Here is a 17,613-nt window from a genome sequence, read left to right on the forward strand (position 1 = left end):
AGGCCCGGACTTTCAGCAAGTGCCAAAAGGCCGGGCCTCTGAAGGTAAGTGCTGGTGCTGGTTAGTTGCGGGTCCGGTAAACGGGCTGCACAGGCCTACCGTGCAAGTACTTCTCCACTCCCTCATCCAGTGCCCGCCGATAGACGGCTAAAGCTTCGTGCACGCGCTCGGCGGTTTGCTCTACCTCGGCGGGCCGGTGTGCGTTGCTGATGATAAAGGACGGTAGCAGCAACCCGCGCCGCAACGTCTCCTGCATAAACAGCGTGCGGAACGCCTGCGACGGCTGACCATCGGCATCTCGGGTGCCATACACCAGGCATTGGGGCTGACCGAGCAGCAGAAATTGGTTTTGCAAGCCATGCTCCAGCACACTCTGGTTCAGCAATTTGCGCAGATATTGCCCTGCCTCGTGCATGGTTTCTATGACGGGCTCTCGGCGGTAGGTGGCCAGCACTTCGCGCATGGCCGCCAGGGCATGGCTTTCGGCTCCGTAGGTGGTAGAAAGCAGGAAAACGCGCTCCTGCTGGTGGTGTAGGCCACCCAGTTCCATCAGTTCCCGCTTCCCGGTAAGGGCCGCGATGCTGAACCCATTGCCCAGCGCCTTGCCCCAGGTGCTCAGATCGGGCCGGATGCCATGCACGGCCTGGGCGCCGCCTACATGCCAGCGCAGACCCGCGATTATCTCATCGAAAATAAGTACGGTGCCGTGTTGAGTACATAGGTCGCGCACGCCCTGCAGAAACCCTGGCTCAGGTGCAACTTCCTTTTCCACCTCCAGAATCAGGCAGGCTACCTCTCCGGCGTTTTCCGTGAACAGCTGCCGCACGCTGTCCAGATTGTTATACCGAAACGACACCGTGAGGCGGCGCACAGCCTCGGGCACACCCGCGCCCACGGCCGTAGTCCCGATAAACCAATCATCAGTGGAAAAGAACGGGTGGTCGGTGCAGAGTGCAACGAGGGGCCGACCTGTAGCGGCGCGGGCCAGCTTTACGGCGGCGGTAGTAACATCGGAGCCATTTTTAGCGAATTTCACCATGTCGCCGGCGCCGGTTGTGTGCAGGAAATCTTCGGCAGCCTTCAGTTCCAGCACCGTAGGCCTGCCTAGGTTGGTAGTGCCGCGCCACATTTCGCGCTGAGCAGCGCGCAACACCGGCGCATACGCATGGCCCAACGTGACGGCCCGCAGGCCCATTCCGTACTCGATATACTCGTTGCCATCTACATCCCACACGCGGCAACCTTTGCCCCGCACCAGATACGGCGCCATATTCTCCGGAAACTGGTCGTCGCCTTTGGCATACGTGTGGCAACCCGCCGGAATTGCCGCATGAAACCGCGCATCAAGGGCGCGTGAGCCCGCTACTGTGGGCGCTGCTGACTCAGGCGTAGTTATGGACTGCACATCTGGGGCAGCGCTTTCAAGCAGACTAGTGAGGGAAGACATAGCCGGAGCGGTTAGAAAATGGGGAGCGGTACCAGCGTGGCCTAGGCCACGCTGGTACCCTAAAAATCAGGCAAGTAACTGGGTGGCGCGCAAGGCTACGGCAGCCTTGTGCAGCAGCTGAAACGGTAAGCCAGAGCGCTCGGCAATATCCAGCAGGCTGTGGCGCCCATCCGATTGGTTAAGCACCCACAGCAGCACCATTTGCCACTGCTGGCCGTCTAGGCCACCTCCTACCGTTTTGTACAGGCCCCGGCGGCCCAGTTGCGGCTCGCCGTAGGGGCTTAGGTTCTGGTAAGTCTGGTTCTGCTCCAGCACGCGGCACACACGGCGCAGCAGGCGCAGGGAGCCGGTAAGTTGCTGTTGTGTAACAAAGTCGGGGTTATCGGCGGAGGTATGGTACTCTGGGAATTCGCCGAACGGCGTGCGCGTGAGGCACCCTACCGGCAGCCGAAAACCCGGCGAGCAATACTGGCGCTCATCGTAACCGTAGGGGCTGAACAGGCGCAGCTCATGTGGCTCGTGTAGGTCGCGGAGGGCCAGGGCTACGGCGCGGTCTACCTCGGCGGCACCGGCTTCTGATGCCTTGTAGGTAAATTGCCCTGGCCCGCCCAGCAAGGAAAGCACCAGTCCATGCCGCACACACGGTACGGCGGTTTCCTGGTGTTGGGCCAGCCACGTAATAGCGCCTATGGTAGCAGGCACAAACAAAAATCGATAGGAATAGCGCCTAGGCCTATCGGCAAGCCAGTTAGCCAATGCCGTGGCCACCACCAGCCCCGAAATGTTGTCGTTGGCCAGGGAAGGGTGGCAGAGATGACACGAAATCAGAACCTCTTCCTCGCTAGACCCCGGCAACAGGAGCTGCCCATACGTGAGCGAGCCAGCAGGATCGTGGGTGGCGTCAATACATACTTCGTACACCTCATCCTGGAGCTGCTCGCGCTGCCGATGGGCCAGACAAAAGCCCCAGGAAGCACCGTAGTAGCTCGTTCGGTACGGGATGAGGTCAGGCTGCTCGGGCAGGGAGTGCAGATGCTCCTCCAACTCGGCACGCGTAAACCAGCCCGCCACAGGCTGGCTGTAGCCTACTACATGCAGATTGTGGTTGGCAAAATCAATAACGTGCCTCCCCTGCGTATCTCGCACGTAGGCCTGCCGGATGTTCCACTCGGGCGGTACCACCCAATCGAGCACGGGCGTGCCGCTGGGCACCTCCTGCACTTGCAGGCCCGCTGGCAGGTACTGCTCCAGCATGCGCAGCGTCTGCCGTACACCCTCGCCCGTAATGCTGCGCCCAATGGGGTAAAGCTTGCGCAGCAGCCGGTGCATGGCCACCGACTGGCCTACGGGCTTGCCTGTAGGCGGCGCCAGAAAGGCAGCTTCAGATGTGGACGACATCGGCGGTAGCAGGCGTGTAGCTGAAGATTTCCAGCGCCGGAATGGCCACCACAAACTGCCCGCCCCACTCACTGATAGCAGCAAACCGTTCCGATACCTCTTCCCGGATGTTCCAGGGCAGAACCACCACGTAATCGGGGCGCTCCACCTGAATCATGTCGGGGTGCAGCACCGGAATGTGGCTGCCAGGCAGGTATTTGTTCTGCTTGTGCGGGGAGGCATCTACTACAAACGTCATCAGATCGGTGCCCTGAATGCCGCAGTAGTTGAGCAGCGTATTGCCTTTGGCAGCGGCCCCGTAGCCGACAACCCGACGGCCCAGGCGTTTTTGTTTCAGCAGAAACTCCAGAAAATTGGCCCGCACTTCATCAATGCGCGGCTGGAAGTTCTGGTAGTAGGCCACCGTATCCATGCCTTCGCTCCGCTCGCGGGCCAGCAGTTCTTTTACGGCGCCGGAAACCGGCTTGGTATCATCGGCCGTATGGCGGGCAAAGACGCGTAGGGAGCCTCCATGAGTAGGAAGTTCCTCCACATCAAACACTGTGAGGCCTTTGGAGGCAAAAATTCGGTTTACCGTTGTGAGCGACAGATAAGAGAAATGCTCGTGATAAATGGTGTCGAACTGGCATTGCTGCACCAGGTTCAGCAGGTGCGGAAACTCCAGCGTTACCACTCCCTGCGGCTTTAGCAGCAGCGGTAGGCCAGTCACAAAGTCGTTGATATCGGGCACGTGCGCCAACACGTTGTTGGCAATCAGCAGATCGGTCTGCTGGCCTTCGGCGGCCATTTCCTGCGCCAGATTGGTCGTGAAGAAGTTTACCCGGGTTTTTACGCCCCGCTGGGCCGCCATACGGGCCGTGTTTGCAGTAGGGTCGATACCGAGCACGGGTATTCCGTAGCCATGGAAATATTGTAGCAGATAGCCGTCGTTCGAGGCTACTTCCACAACCAAGGAATCGGAAGTGTAGCCGAAGCGCTGCATCATCATATCTACATAGCGCTCTGCATGTTGTAGCCAGCTCGTAGAATAAGAAGAGAAATACGTGTATTCATCACCGAAGATTTCAACGGCCTTTTTCACTTCCCCGATTTGCACCAGAAAGCAACTTTCACAGACATAAATTTTGAGAGGATAATGCTGCTCTGGCTCATCCAACTGCTTTTGCGTCAGCATGGAATTAGAAGGCGGGCAGTGACCTAGATCGGCAAATACATGGTGAAGCGATGTTCCACAATGACGGCAGTTCATAGCAAGCGAGTAATGGTGAGGAGAGAAAACAGGGAACGGAGAACTTGCTGAGGTGTGAAAGGGCTAGTAATCCAGCTATTGGGTTACCAGTAGGTGGATATCGGGGTGGCTTTGGTCTTTTTCGGAGATTAGCACAGGCTCCGTAGGCCACTGAATACCGATGGCCGGATCGTTCCAGCGGAGGCCGCGCTCGTGGCCCGGCGCGTACTTAGCCGACACCTGGTAGCACACATCGGTATTATCGCGCAGCGTAAGAAACCCATGCGCGAAACGAGCTGGCACAAATAGCATCCGGAAGGAGTCGGCGGTGAGCTCAATTCCCAGCCACTGTCCGTAGGTAGGCGACTCTTCGCGCAGGTCTACAATTACATCGTAAATGGCGCCGCGCGTGCACCGGACCAGCTTGGTTTCCTCGTAAGGAGCCAGCTGAAAGTGCATACCGCGCAAGGTGCCTTTGGTAGGGTTCGAGGACACATTGGCCTGCAGCGGCGGCATCAGGATGCCATGCGCGGCAAATTCGTCTTCGCACCAGGAGCGCGCGAAAAAGCCGCGCTCATCGGCCATACGGTCAACATCAATAATAAACGCGCCGGCTAACTCGGTTTCGGTGAAAATCATAACAAAGGATGTGCAGGTGTAGTGGTAGTGAACAAGGGCGTTTTAATAGAGAACCCGGGGCAAAATATACCCTACAGAGCGAGAGCTGCGTACTCCGGCGTTTCTATAGGGGGCAAGGTAGTGGCGGCGGGCAGTGCCCAGCGAAGCGCGGCGTTTAGCTCGCCGGTTTCGCGCAAGGCAGTCAGCACCCGAAGGCGCATTAGCTGCGATGTGCGGAAGCTGCCGTCGCGGAAGTTCATGCTCATCAGCCCGTCGCGCAGCTCTGCAATGGTATCGGGCAGGGTGCGTTGCGGCTGGTGCTCGGGCGCGAGCTGTTGGTACAGGCTAAAATCGACGCGGTAGGAGCGCTTATCGGGGGGCGCCGCCGCGTTCAGGCTTACCCGGGTTCCGGGCAGCGCCTCGGCCACAGCGTAGGCCAGGTCGCGCACTTGGTAGTTCCAGACTTCGGCACCCGTATTGATGGCCAGGAAGGCCGCCCCGCAGCCGCACCGGGGGCGCTGGACGGCCCACCCGATAGCGCGGGCCATATCCTGCACATGAATAAGGGGGCGCCAAGGGGTTCCATCGCTGAGGATGCTGATTTCGCCCGAGGCCACTGCCCCGGCCACAAAATCGTTGACCACCAGATCCAGTCGCAGCCGGTGGCTCCAGCCACACGCGGTGGCAAAGCGCAAACAGGTTATCTGAAACTGCTCATCGGCCAAGGGCTCCAGTGCCTGCTCGCTCAATACCTTGGAGCGGGCATAGGCCGTCAGCGGATTCAGGGGTGAGTTTTCCGACTTGGCCTCGTCGCCGCCTGCGCCATACATGCTGCAGGAGCTGGCAAATACGAAGCGCTCGACGCCGGCCTCCTTGGCCAGCCGGGCCAACCGTACGCCAGCGAGGTAATTTACATCCAGCGTAATCTGCTCATAGGTCTGGCCCATGGGGTCGTTGCTGATGGCAGCCAGATTCACGACTACATCAATGCCCTGCAGCAAGGCAACTGGCAGCTCGCGTATATCCCCGAACAGTTGGCGGTCCAGGCACAGCTCCGGCAACCGGGTAGCGCCCGTCAGACAATGCGCAAAGAAACCTGTATCGTAGCCAATTAGCTCCGCTTGCGGGTACTCTTGCCGTAAGTATCGGACTACGCCGGGGCCTACATAGCCCATGTTACCAGTAATGAGAATACGAGGCATAAAAGGAGTATCAGGTAAAGCTCCGGCAGTACCAGAACCTTGAAGTAGAACTGATTGGGTGGCCTAGGCACCAGCCATAGAGCCATAATTGGTTGCTGTTAACTGGCCGGAACAATGGTCGGGGCCGCTACCCGCTCGTTGGCCGGCGCCATTACCGGCGAAGTCATAATATCAGCTAGTACAGAATCGGTTGTGAGAGGCTTAGGCGCATCGTTCCACACTTTCCAGCGGGCACGGCCCTGGTGCCACATTTCTTCCAGCAGGTTTTTATCGCGCAGGGTATCCATGGGTTGCCAGAACCCCTCATGCCGGAAAGCGGCCAGCTTGCCACCCGAGGCCAAGCTCTCCAATGGCGCCTTTTCCCACACAGTATCATCACTGTCAATATAATCGAGCACGGAGGGCTCCAGCACAAAGAAGCCACCGTTAATCCAGGGCGTTTCGCCGCCTTCGGGCTTTTCCGTGAAGCTGGAAACCAGGCTGCTTTCCTCCGTGAGGTTAAACACGCCAAAGCGGCCGGGCTGCCGCACCGCCGTGAGCGTAGCCAACGCTTTTTGCTCTTGGTGGTAGCGAATAGAAGCCCGTATATCCACGTCCCCTACTCCATCACCATAAGTCAGGCAGAAGGTTTCGTTATCCAGGTACTCCCGCACCCGGCGTAATCGCCCGCCCGTCATGGTTTCTAGGCCAGTGTCTACCAGCGTTACCGTCCAGGGCTCAGCGTTGTTGCGGTGAATCTGCATTTCGTTGCGGTCCATCCGGAACGTAACGTCTGAGTTGTGCAGGAAATAATCAGAGAAATACTGCTTAATCATATGGCCCTTATAGCCGCAGCAGATCACAAAATCGGTGATGCCGTGGTGGGCATAAATCTTTAGAATATGCCATAATATTGGCTTTCCACCTACTTCCACCATCGGTTTCGGGCGTACGCCGCTTTCTTCACTAATGCGAGTTCCGTAGCCGCCCGCGAGTATTACTGCTTTCATAGTAGGAAACGTTATGACACTGGAAAAGTGAGCTGAAGTCAGCGAGATAGTTAGTAATAGCTCTTTACACTGTACTAACCCATCATAGAATAGTACCGATGGAAAGATAAATAATATTATAACAATGGCAATAAAAAATATAATCTTATTTAATACATACCAATAAAAAATATTCAAGGTACCATACATTCCTAGCTGGCACTATGTGCTGAGAATGATATAGCATCATGCCTTTTACTGGCCTAGGCATCCTAACACATTCACTTGTAGCCAGCTACACTACTAGAGCACAATGTGTTCTGACTCAGGGGCAGGCACTGAGTACGAGAAAGCAGGGGTTCGCGGCACTGGCCGGCCAGCCAGCATGGCCAGACTTCGGCGCACCATCATATACACGAATTGTGTGTTCGTTACAAGGTAGCGCTTACCTAAGCGGCGCGGTTCCAGCCAGAGCCGGTAGGCCCATTCCAGCCAGAGCTGCCGGGCCCAAGTTGGCAAACGGCGCTCTAGGCCCGCATAGACCGGAAATGCCTGGCCTACACCCAGCATGCACGCCCGAATGCGGCCCTGATGCACCGCCATCCAACGTTCTTGGCGGGGGCAGCCTAGGGCTACAAACAGCAAATCGGGGTCGGCGGCGTTGATGGCGGCTACTTCGGCGGCATCCTCTTCGGGTGTAAGCTGTCGGAAGGGGGGCGAATGGGTACCTACTACGCGCAGGGTGGGCAACTCGCGGCGGGCTCTTTCCACCATGGCGGTAAGTACCGGCTCGGTGGTGCCATAAAAATACACTGACTGCCCTCGCTCAGCGGCAGCGGCTAGCAGCTGCGGCATCAAATCCATGCCAGCTACGCGGGCCTGCCGCTTTCCTCGGTTAAACCACCCCACTGCTGCTGCTACTGGGCTCCCATCGGGCGCTACAATGGCGGCGTGCTCCAGCACCCGGCGGAACGAGGCGTCGTGCTGGGCCTCCACCACCATATGTACGTTGGCAAAGCATACGTAGGCCGAGCAGCGGGCCTTACCCAAGCTCAGCACCGCCTCCACAAAGCTGGTAGGCGCACCGGTAGAAATCCAGGAATCCAGAACGGGTAGCTTTGGGAGCATACGCTACATACTTAGGTATAACAGGCTGATTAAGAGAATCTAATAAAGAAACAATATGGAGCAGTGCCGCGCCAAAACAAAGTCGGCAGTGTGGACTAAGGACGCGCCGGCCTGTGCCAGTGGGCGGCATAAGGCGCATGCCATTAGCCCACCGTATAGGAGGGTTTGCCCAAATCGGGCGGCGCCGCGGTACAGGCGGTTAATAGGCGTTCTTTTCTCCCCGCACCATATTCCAGACGGTCTGGCCGATGATTTTCAGATCAAGCCCAAACGACCAGTTTTCAACGTATTTCAGGTCGTACTCTACGCGCTTTTCCATGGTCCCCGCTTCGCGGGTTTCGCCACGGTAGCCATTCACCTGGGCATAGCCCGTAATGCCGGGCGTAACTGCGTGGCGCATCTGGTAGGTGCGGATGTGCTTGCTGTATTCTTCGAGCTGCGAAATCATGTTGGGACGCGGGCCTACCACTGACATGTGGCCTAGCAGCACATTAAAGAACTGCGGCAGCTCATCTAGATTATACTTGCGCAGATACTTGCCCACGCGGGTGATGCGTGGATCGGCTTTGGTGGCCTGCAGCTCTGCCTGGCCATGATCGGTGCGCATGGTGCGCAGTTTGTAGCACGGAAAGAGCTGGTTGCGCTTGCCCGGCCGCATCTGGCGGAAGAATATAGGACCCGGCGAATCGAGCTTGATAAGGATAGCCAGCGTAGTGAGCAGCACCGGAAACACGCCTACAATAATCAGCAGCGAGAAGACTACATCGAATACCCGCTTGAGGGCCAGGTTGGTTTGAATCCCCAGGGGCTCGTGCCGAATAGTGAGGATGGGCAGATGGTCGTAGAAGTATACGTTCACGTCTTTACGAACTGTGCCCCGGAAATCGGGCACGATACGGAAGGATAAGAAATGCTCATCGGCGAAGCGCGACAGGTCCTCAATCAGCTGGCGCCGGTCCAGCGGAAGCGCGAAATAAATGGCCTCTACCTGGTGGTGCAGGCAGTAATTCTTCATTTCAGAAAGCCGGCCGCGCACCAGCGCGCGTAGGCCTGCCGGCACAGGGTCAGTGTCATCGGCGAAGAACCCCATGAACTGATTGGCAATGGGATCATGCGACTCCAGAAAACGGTACAGCTCCTGCCCGCTTGGCCCGGCTCCCACAATAATGAAGCGGCTCTGCGCCTGCCCGAAGTGCTTGTGGTATGTCCGGTACAGAAACGTCATCAGGAAGCGGCCCGAAATCACGACCCCCATTGACAGGCTATAAACGGAGAACAGGTAGCGCATCGGGACCCAATAGATGCCGAGTGCTACTACCCCCAGCAGTACCAGGAAGGCATGCAGCATAAAGGTGCGCAGCAGATACAGCAGCTTCTCCGGATAGGTGATGAGCCGGTCTACGCGGTATAGGTTCGCGAACTGGCCCGACAGAATCCACCAGAGCAGCGCGTATATAACAAAGAAGAAGGGATAGTACCCCTGGAAGTGCCAGTGGCCTAGCAGCAAATAACCCGCCATCCGGAAGGCCCCGAAAATCAGCAACAGATCTACTGCAGGAAGAATAAAGCGGGAAGTATCAGTGTAGTGTCTGTAACGTTCCATAGCAAAGCAGAGAGCATGAGAGGAGAGAGAAAGCAGAGTTCATGCACTATTACTGAATAGTACTAGCAGATACAAAGTAAACCATTTTTGGTGTTTAATCGATATTTAATTGAACTTTGTTACATATTTTTTCTATTAAAAATTTAATACTTACTACTAAACTTCCACACCTCAGTCTTGTTACATCATCTTACAATCACACAACAAACTAATTATCAGTTATTTATATAGCATAAGAACGATGTTACAAGTAGGTACAGCAATGCAATGGCTTGTATTGGCACCTTAGGCTGCTTTTTTGGGTAGCGGGCTTTAAGTGCTGCTGAACCTGAGCCCGGACTCCGGTGGGTACCACAGGCTGCAGCACGGGAGTGGCTGGCCCGCCGCGTGCCCGTTGGGCCATAAAAAAGCGCTAGGCCACTCACCAGTATGTTGCTGATGAGTGGCCTAGCGCTGGTAGGACTATTCTTATCGGGTTACTTGGCGGGCACTACCAGCACAGGCAGCGGGCTATGCAGCAGCACCTGAGCCGTTACGCTATGATGGAACAGCTTTCCCAGGAAGCTGCGGGGGCGGGCCACCAGCACCACCATGTCGTACGCATCGGGGGTAGCCGCCGCCAGAATTCCGTCGGCAGGACTGGCATTCAGCACGGTGCGCGTGTATACGGGCTGCAGATCTACGGCTAGGCCAGTCTGCAGCACCGAGCTCAGGGCATCGGCTACGGTTTGGTGCCCTCCGGTTTCAGGCGCCACGTGCAGCACCGTCAGTTCGCACTGCAACGAGGTGAGGATGTGCCGAATGCTGCCCGCGTATTCGCCCAAGGTAAAGGCCTCGCCATCAACGGCCATCAGTATACGCTTTGGCAGGGCAATATCGACGATGGAATGCGGCACCACCAGCATTGGGTAGGGCGAGGTGCGAAGGATATCGAGGGAGGTAGTCTGCACCAGCTCATCGGGGGTTCCGGAGTAGTCGGGGCGGCCTAGCACAATCAGGGCCGGCTGGTGCCGGCTTACCGCATCGGCCACGGCAAATGCCACGCGCCCGTGGCCCACCTCAGCCACTACCGGCACCGTGAGCCCCTCGGCCAGGCTGTTCATGGCTAGGTCCATGGCTTCCTTGCTTAAGTTAGAAAGCTGCCCGGTAAACATTTCCGCGTCCAGCACAGAGTCGCGGCGCACATGCAGCAGCACCAGGCGCGCGCCGAGCGGGCCTGCCAGGTTAGTGGCGTAGTTGAGGGCGCGGTTGGAAGCCTGGAAAAAATCGGTGAGGATAAGCAGCGAGGTGGCCATAAGCTGAAGTGTACAAACGAGTGAGAACAGATAAGCAAAGGACCGGCTCAGCGGCTGCCGGGGCTATGCGCCAGGTTAGGACGGCACATGACAAATGTCATTGGCCCAGAGGAGACGGGGCTGTAATCTTGTGATAATCTACTCCTTTTAGATCCTATTATGAACGTCCGGCTGCAATTTCTTGGCGCGGCCCATTGCGTAACGGGCTCAAAGTATTGGCTCACCCTGGATGGCCTGCCCACACCCCACCACGTGCTAATCGACTGCGGGCTGTTTCAGGGGCTGAAGGAGCTGCGGCTGCGTAACCGCGAGGAGTTGCCCCTCGACCCAAGCCTGCTGGATCCCGTCATCCTGACCCACGCCCACATCGACCACACCGGCTACCTGCCCAAGCTGGTGCATAATGGGTTTCGGGGACGCATTTTCTGCACGGAGCCCACTGCCGACCTGCTCAGCATTATGCTCCTCGACTCGGCCAAGCTCCAGGAAGAAGAAGCGGCTTTTGCGAATGCCAAAGGCTACTCCAGCCACCACCCGGCCGTGGCGCTCTACACCCAAACCGATGTACTGCAGGTGCTGCCCCTGGTAGAGAGTGTGGCCTACGACTCGGAGTTGACCTTGTGCGAGGGCGCCCTGACCCTCACGTACCGCGAGGCTGGCCATATTCTGGGGTCGGCCATTGCTGAGCTAACCGTGCAGGGCGCCACCCAGCGCAAGCAGCTGGTATTTTCCGGCGACTTAGGCCGCTACGATAACCCGGTGATGCACGCCCCGGCCGTCATCAGGGAGGCCGATGTGTTGCTGGTAGAGTCTACCTACGGCGACCGGGATACGCACCTGCAGAACCCGGAAGAGGAACTGGCAAACGTGGTGAATGAAGCGCTACGCCGTGGGGGCGTACTAGTGGTGGCCGCCTTTGCCGTGGGGCGCACCCAAAGCCTGCTCTACTACCTGAAAAAGCTACGCCAGGAAGGCCGCGTGCCGCAGGCACCAGTTTACGTGGATAGCCCGATGGGTATTCGGGTCTCGGACCTGTACCCCCGCCACCCCTCGGCACATAGGCTGGGGCATGGTAACGTGTTTGATTTCAGTGGCCTACGCTTCGTTACAGAGTCGTGGGAATCGAAGGCCCTGAACGATAAATCCGGGCCGGCTATCATCATTTCGGCCAGTGGCATGTGCACCGGAGGCCGCATTATGCACCATCTGTATCATCGTTTGCCAAAGCCCCAGGACACGCTGCTGCTGATTGGCTACCAGGCCGAAGGCACGCGCGGCCGCGACCTGCAGGAGGGCGCTGCTTCCGTGAAAATATTTGGCGCGGCGGTACCCGTACACTGCCAAGTGCAGCACCTCGATGGCTTTTCGGCCCACGCCGACCGGCAGGATCTGTTGCGCTGGCTAGACCAGTTCCGGCACCCTCCCCAGCAAACCTTTGTGGTACACGGAGAGCCCGCCGCCGCCGATGCGCTGGCCACCACTCTCCGGCAGCGAGGTTGGTCGAATGTGCGGGTTCCAGGCTACCTGGACCACGTGCTGCTCTTTGAAAATATCTGACCGCATCTGGTTTCCCTTAGCCCTTTATGCTCCCGCACCCGCGCTTCCCGCGCCTTATACCGCTCCTCGCTTCCGTAGGCCTAGCCACCGCGGCAGGCCTATGGTGGAGCAGATATCAGGCCCACCGCCAACTACGCCGGAAAGTGGCACAGCTCTTCGCTCAGGCTGAGCCCAGCCCGGAAGTTTACGTGGAGGCACGACTGGCGGGGCTGCCGGCACCGGTGCAGCGGTATTTCCGGCACGTGCTGCGCGAGGGGCAGCCGTACTTGAGTGGCCTACGCCTGCGCCACACCGGGCAGTTTAAAACCGATTTAAAGAAAGACTGGCTTTCCATTGAGGGCGAGCAGTATAGTACGGCCAATCCGCCTGGCTTTATCTGGCAGGGCACCACCCGTTTGTTTACAGCCCAGGATGAGTACCTGGATGGCCATGGCCGACTTGCCGTGCGGCTGCTGGGGGCCATTCCGCTTATGCAGGGCGAGGGCATCCGCTACGACCAGGGTGAGCTGCTCCGCTGGCTGGGCGAATGCGTGTGGCTGCCCACCGCCCTACTGCCCGCCCCCCACCTGCGCTGGACCGCCGCCCCCGACGACCACTCGGCCCACCTTACCCTGACGCACCACGGGCAAACCGTGTCCTACCTCGTGCGCTTCAACGAGCAGGACGGAATGGTACAGTGCGAAACCCAACGCTATCAAGGAGATACTACCCTGCTGCCTTGGGTGGGGCGCTTCAGCCGGTACCGCGTGCTGCACGGCGTGCGCGTGCCCACTAGGCTGGAAGCCAGCTGGGTAGTAGACGGGCAGCGCCTGCCCTACGCCCGCTTTCGGGTGCTGGAACTGGCCTACCACGAGCTGCATCTTTTCTGACTTCTTCTACCTGCTTTTGTATGCTGCCTTTGCTGCAGCATTTCTCCCTTTCCACTACTTGCCACCTCCTGATGAAGGTACTTATATACAGCGCCCACGAGTACGAACGCCCTTTCCTGACGCACGCGGCCCAGGGCAAACACGAGCTGCAGTTGGAAAGCCGGGCCCTAGGCGCGGCCACCGCAGAGCTGGCGCGCGGCTATGAGGCAGTTGTGATTTTCACCAATGATGATGCCTCGGCCCCGGTACTGGAACAGCTGCAGGCACTGGGGGTCCGGTACGTAGCCGTGCGGGCGGCAGGCCACGACCAGGTAGACTCGGCGGCGGCCCAGCGGCTGGGCTTGCGCGTGTGCAATGTGCCTAACTACTCGCCCTATGCCGTGGCCGAGCACACCGTAGCACTTATGCTGGCCCTAAACCGCCAGCTGCTGCGCGCCCAGGCAAATATGCGCCGCTCCGACTTCCGCCTGGATCAGCTGGTGGGCTTCAACCTGCACGGCAAAACGGTGGGCATTATCGGCTGCGGGAAGATTGGAGGAGTGCTGGCGGGTATCCTGCAGGGTTTTGGGTGCCAGCTACTGGCCTACGACCTGTACCCCAACCCTGAGTTCGTACAGCGCTATGGCCTGCGCTATGTGCCTTTCGAGGAGCTGTGTGCCACCTCCGATATCATCAGCCTTCATGTGCCGCTTGTGCCAGCCACGCACTACCTGATGAATGCCGATACGCTGGCCCGTTGCAAATCGACCGCCATGCTCATCAATACGGGCCGGGGTGGCCTAGTCGATACGCGCGCCGCCCTGGCGGCCTTGCGCGCCGGCCGCCTCGGCTACCTGGGCCTCGATGTGTATGAGTTCGAGAAAGGCCGGTTCTTCGAAGACCACTCGCAGGATGCCGCCCCCGATCCGCTCCTGGAGGAACTGCTGGCCGAGCCTAATGTATTAGTTACTGGCCACCAGGCGTTTCTGACAAACGAGGCCCTCACCGACATCTTCACTACCACCATGGCCAGCCTCGATGCCTGGGCGCAGGGCCAGCCTTCAGAGCACGAGCTCTAGGCCACTCCCCTTCTCTATACATCTGACCCGCTAGGCCACTTTCCTCCGCTTACAGCCATATCGGGTGCTTTGTACGCTGGGCGGGGACACTCCATGCCACCATGCGCTCCGCTCTCCTCCTCGATATCCGGCTGTTGTGCTGCTTTACCCTGGCCCTCACGCTACCGCGCTGCGAGTCAGGTACCGGGGCAGGCCCGAATGGTACTGCTCCGGGGATTATTGCCGCCGACACCCTCCGGCGCGTTCAGGCAGTGCCCGTGTCTTCCCTGATTCGGGCACTACTTGATACGACCACCGAAGACCGCCGCACCCCGCCAAGCCTGCTGATGGGCGCCGAGGTGCGGGCTTTCTACGACAGCACCTACACCCCGGCCTGGAGTGCGCCGCCTTCCGATGGTCTTACACCCGATGCACACCGGGCCCTGGACCTCCTGGCCCGGGCGCAGGAGTATGGCCTTCGCCCCTCCGATTACACAACTCCCAGCCTGCTTCAACTTCAGGACTCCTTGCAGCAACCAGCTACCGCCCCACAGCGGGCGCAGCAGCTGGCCTTGCTGGATGTGTACCTCTCCGATGCCGCCTTGCGCTTCATGCGCGATGTAAGCCGGGGCCGGCTCCATCCCTACACACTTTCGGGGCTGGAGAAAGCCCGGAAACAGGCCTGGCAGCCAGCGGCGGTGCTGCGGGCGGCCGTAGGCCAGGGTGCCGTGCCGGCCGCCATGCTGGCTGGGCAGCCGCAAAACCGCGAGTACCGCCAGCTCCAGCAGGCGCTGGCCCGTTGGCTGGCGCGGGCGGTTCTGCCAGATTCGGCCGCCTTGCACCAGGCCCTCTACGAGCAGGTAGCCCTCAATCTGGAGCGCTGGCGCTGGGAGTCTTTCCTGCCCGAAAACGAGTATCTGCTGATTAACCTGCCGGCCTTTGAGTTGCAGGCAGTGGCCCACGACTCCGTCCTGCGCCGCCACCGTGTAATTGTAGGCCGGTTTCAAACGCCCACGCCTACGCTCAGCAGTACCATCCGGTACTTCACGCTGGCCCCCAACTGGCATGTGCCCCACTCTATTGCCATCAAGGAAATTCTGCCGCGCCTGCAAAACGATGCCAGCTACCTGGAGCGCAACAACTACGCCCTCTACAACAGCCGAGGCCAGCTACAGGACCCCTACCGCATCAGGTGGGAGCAGGTAACGGCCCAAAACTTCCCATATTCCATCCGGCAGTCGGCGGGGTGCGATAATGCCCTCGGCAACATTGTGTTTCGGTTTGCCAACCCCTACTCCGTTTACCTGCACGACACGCCCATGCGGCAGTTTTTTCAGCAGCCCTATCGTGCCCTCAGCCACGGCTGCATGCGCCTGGAACATCCGTTGCAACTGGCGGCCTACCTGCTGCGGCGCGAAGGCCGGACCGAGAAATTGCCCAGCGAAGAAGCCTGTGCCCTGCAGCCTCGCCCCCGCGATGTGCGCCTTCGGCGCCACAGCCCGCTCTACGTGCGCTACGCCACCTGCACAGCCGAAAAGGGCCAGCTGCGCTTTCTGCCCGATATCTACCACCAGGATGCGGCGCTGCGGCGGCGGCTGTTTGGCTCCCAAGACGGCGCTACCCGCTAGACCGTAATGGTGGCACCAGGATGATGAAAATCATATGCCAATATGATGTTTATCAGTATATTACAAGATAATCATACCGAATTTTAGGCTCTCAATATGTTCCACTGCGGGTGGTACGCTGCCCCTAACTCTCCTCTGGTATGGTAACGCCCACTTTCCTGTTCACTGTGTTGCTGGTGGCGGCCCTGGCTGCTGTTGGCCTGCAACTGCGCAGCGCTCAGCGCTCCGCCTTCTAGGCCACTGGGCCTCGTGCTGTTCCTTCACTTTCCTAAGCAAGCCACACTCCTATGCCGTCTTCGCATGCCCTGCTTCTCCCAACTGAGCTGAATCCAGCCACTGATGCGAGCACTACGGCCGCGGTCCGGATGCTTTTCAGTCAACACCAGGAGCTGATTTCACAAGCGGTGGACGTGGCCACCCGCGAGGGCATAGTGCAGCTGACGGGTTTCGCCGATACCCCGCAGATCCGGCAACGGGCGGCAGAACTAGCGCTGTCGGTTAGCGGTGTGCGCGGCCTCAACAACCTGTTGCTTTGTACAGATGAGGCCCGGAAGCCCAGGTCGCGGGGCGGACACCTCAGCCAGCATAAGCGCCGCAGCACACCCGGAAGCCACTGCCTGAGCTCCGATGAAACGCTGACCACCCAGATCTGGAAGCTGCTGGAGTATGATAGCGGCATCAACAGCGGGCAGGTGCAGATTCGCACGGCCAGCCAGGTGGTCACCCTGACCGGCACAGTGGCCACGGCCGCTGAGAAAGCCCGCCTGATTGCTACTGCCTACCAGGCCGGGGCCTCCCGCGTAGTCTCCCACGACCTGCAAGTGGCCTACTGGTTTGCCTACCGCCCCGACGATTACCTGGCCCAACTGGTGCGCGATGCCCTCCATGCCAGCCCGCAGCTGCCCGCCACCGAGCCGCTGGTGCAGGTACAGGACGGCATCGTGACGCTGGCTGGGGTAGTTGCAACCCTCCACTCGAGGCAGGTCGCCGAGCAGATAGCGCAGGGGGTACAGGGAGTTCGCCAAGTGCGCAACCTACTGAAAGTGCGCGCCAGACAGTCTGCCCCCGACGATACTATCCGCCGCTCTGTGGCGGATGCTCTGGCCCGTAACGTGCATGTAGGCCGGTTCTTTTTTCGCGTGAGCGTCCGCTTCGGCAAAGTGCACCTCTCCGGAGTAGTGGATACTGCCTTTGAGCAGAGAGAGGCCGAGCATGTGGCCGCTGGAATTGAGGGCGTGGTAGCGGTAGAAAACGAGGTAGAAGTTCGGGGCTACCCAGGCGCCGGCAGCCTTCCGCCCTTCTCACTGGGTACTACTCCTGCTTTCCTTCCAGCCGAAACCCGCAAACGCCCGCCCTTCCAGCCTTCCTTACCCTCGGCAGCATCTGCCGTAGGCCACTTCCTACTGACATGAAATCCTTGCCACGAGAATCGTATTCCATCGGGGCTCACCACGGCTACGCTGCTCCCAGACGTACCCGGCAAATGGTTAGCTCCGCTACTCAGCAAACGGCTGAGCAGGCCGATAGCTGCATGATGCCGGATATATGGGCCTGCAACTACCCCCATACGGAAGTACTTCCACGGCCCGCCACCCAGCCCGACCAGCCGCTGCGGTTTGCCCCAGAATAAACTGG

15 protein-coding genes are annotated in these 17,613 nt (G+C 59.1%); 6 read left to right on the forward strand and 9 right to left on the reverse strand.

Features of this window, described 5'->3' with window-relative positions:
• Positions 1-61: 61 nt before the first annotated feature.
• The 9 genes from CFT68_RS07965 to CFT68_RS08005 form a co-directional block, all read right to left on the reverse strand.
• Entirely contained in the window at positions 62-1,447 is a 1,386-nt protein-coding gene (locus CFT68_RS07965) for a glutamate-1-semialdehyde 2,1-aminomutase (protein ID WP_088842873.1), read from the reverse strand.
• 66 nt (positions 1,448-1,513) lie between these two features.
• Positions 1,514-2,845, reverse strand: a complete 1,332-nt coding sequence (locus CFT68_RS07970; protein WP_212590373.1) for a DUF4910 domain-containing protein — start codon at positions 2,843-2,845, stop codon at positions 1,514-1,516.
• Positions 2,829-4,094, reverse strand: coding sequence for a class I SAM-dependent methyltransferase (locus CFT68_RS07975; protein WP_088842875.1), 1,266 nt, complete (start codon positions 4,092-4,094; stop codon positions 2,829-2,831). Before CFT68_RS07975 ends, CFT68_RS07970 begins: the two co-directional genes overlap by 17 nt.
• 75 nt (positions 4,095-4,169) lie before the next feature.
• Positions 4,170-4,712, reverse strand: a complete 543-nt coding sequence (gene rfbC, locus CFT68_RS07980) for a dTDP-4-dehydrorhamnose 3,5-epimerase (protein WP_088842877.1) — start codon at positions 4,710-4,712, stop codon at positions 4,170-4,172.
• 71 nt (positions 4,713-4,783) lie between these two features.
• Positions 4,784-5,893 (reverse strand): NAD-dependent epimerase/dehydratase family protein, encoded by a 1,110-nt coding sequence (locus CFT68_RS07985; RefSeq protein ID WP_088842879.1) that lies wholly within the window; start codon positions 5,891-5,893, stop codon positions 4,784-4,786.
• A 98-nt stretch (positions 5,894-5,991) separates the two neighbouring features.
• Entirely contained in the window at positions 5,992-6,882 is an 891-nt protein-coding gene (rfbF, locus tag CFT68_RS07990) for a glucose-1-phosphate cytidylyltransferase (protein ID WP_088842881.1), read from the reverse strand.
• Positions 6,883-7,164: 282 nt separating this feature from the next.
• Positions 7,165-7,989 (reverse strand): WecB/TagA/CpsF family glycosyltransferase, encoded by an 825-nt coding sequence (locus CFT68_RS07995; protein ID WP_088842882.1) that lies wholly within the window; start codon positions 7,987-7,989, stop codon positions 7,165-7,167.
• Positions 7,990-8,188: 199 nt separating this feature from the next.
• Positions 8,189-9,592 (reverse strand): exopolysaccharide biosynthesis polyprenyl glycosylphosphotransferase, encoded by a 1,404-nt coding sequence (locus tag CFT68_RS08000; protein ID WP_088842883.1) that lies wholly within the window; start codon positions 9,590-9,592, stop codon positions 8,189-8,191.
• Between the two features lie 476 nt (positions 9,593-10,068).
• Complete coding sequence (locus tag CFT68_RS08005) at positions 10,069-10,887, reverse strand: universal stress protein (RefSeq protein ID WP_088842885.1); 819 nt, start codon at positions 10,885-10,887, stop codon at positions 10,069-10,071.
• Between the two features lie 159 nt (positions 10,888-11,046).
• On the opposite strand from CFT68_RS08005, the gene CFT68_RS08010 reads away from it, so the two are divergent.
• From CFT68_RS08010 to CFT68_RS21480, 6 genes are all read left to right on the forward strand, one after another.
• Positions 11,047-12,444 carry an MBL fold metallo-hydrolase RNA specificity domain-containing protein gene (locus CFT68_RS08010; RefSeq protein ID WP_088842887.1) on the forward strand — a complete coding sequence of 466 codons (1,398 nt, stop codon included), beginning with the start codon at positions 11,047-11,049 and terminating at the stop codon, positions 12,442-12,444.
• A 26-nt stretch (positions 12,445-12,470) separates the two neighbouring features.
• Positions 12,471-13,313: a DUF6544 family protein gene (locus CFT68_RS08015; protein ID WP_088842888.1), complete on the forward strand. Its 843-nt coding sequence runs from the start codon at positions 12,471-12,473 to the stop codon at positions 13,311-13,313.
• Between the two features lie 71 nt (positions 13,314-13,384).
• Complete coding sequence (locus CFT68_RS08020) at positions 13,385-14,371, forward strand: 2-hydroxyacid dehydrogenase (RefSeq protein ID WP_088843712.1); 987 nt, start codon at positions 13,385-13,387, stop codon at positions 14,369-14,371.
• 101 nt (positions 14,372-14,472) lie between these two features.
• On the forward strand, positions 14,473-15,978 hold the full coding sequence (locus tag CFT68_RS08025) for a L,D-transpeptidase scaffold domain-containing protein (protein WP_088842890.1): 1,506 nt from the start codon (positions 14,473-14,475) through the stop codon (positions 15,976-15,978).
• A gap of 287 nt (positions 15,979-16,265) precedes the next feature.
• Entirely contained in the window at positions 16,266-17,390 is a 1,125-nt protein-coding gene (locus tag CFT68_RS08030) for a BON domain-containing protein (protein ID WP_088842891.1), read from the forward strand.
• Positions 17,387-17,608, forward strand: a complete 222-nt coding sequence (locus CFT68_RS21480; protein ID WP_141106489.1) for a hypothetical protein — start codon at positions 17,387-17,389, stop codon at positions 17,606-17,608. The genes CFT68_RS08030 and CFT68_RS21480 overlap by 4 nt, the downstream gene beginning before the upstream one ends.
• Positions 17,609-17,613 lie beyond the last annotated feature (5 nt).

This window comes from Hymenobacter gelipurpurascens, assembly GCF_900187375.1.
Lineage (GTDB): Bacteria > Bacteroidota > Bacteroidia > Cytophagales > Hymenobacteraceae > Hymenobacter > Hymenobacter gelipurpurascens.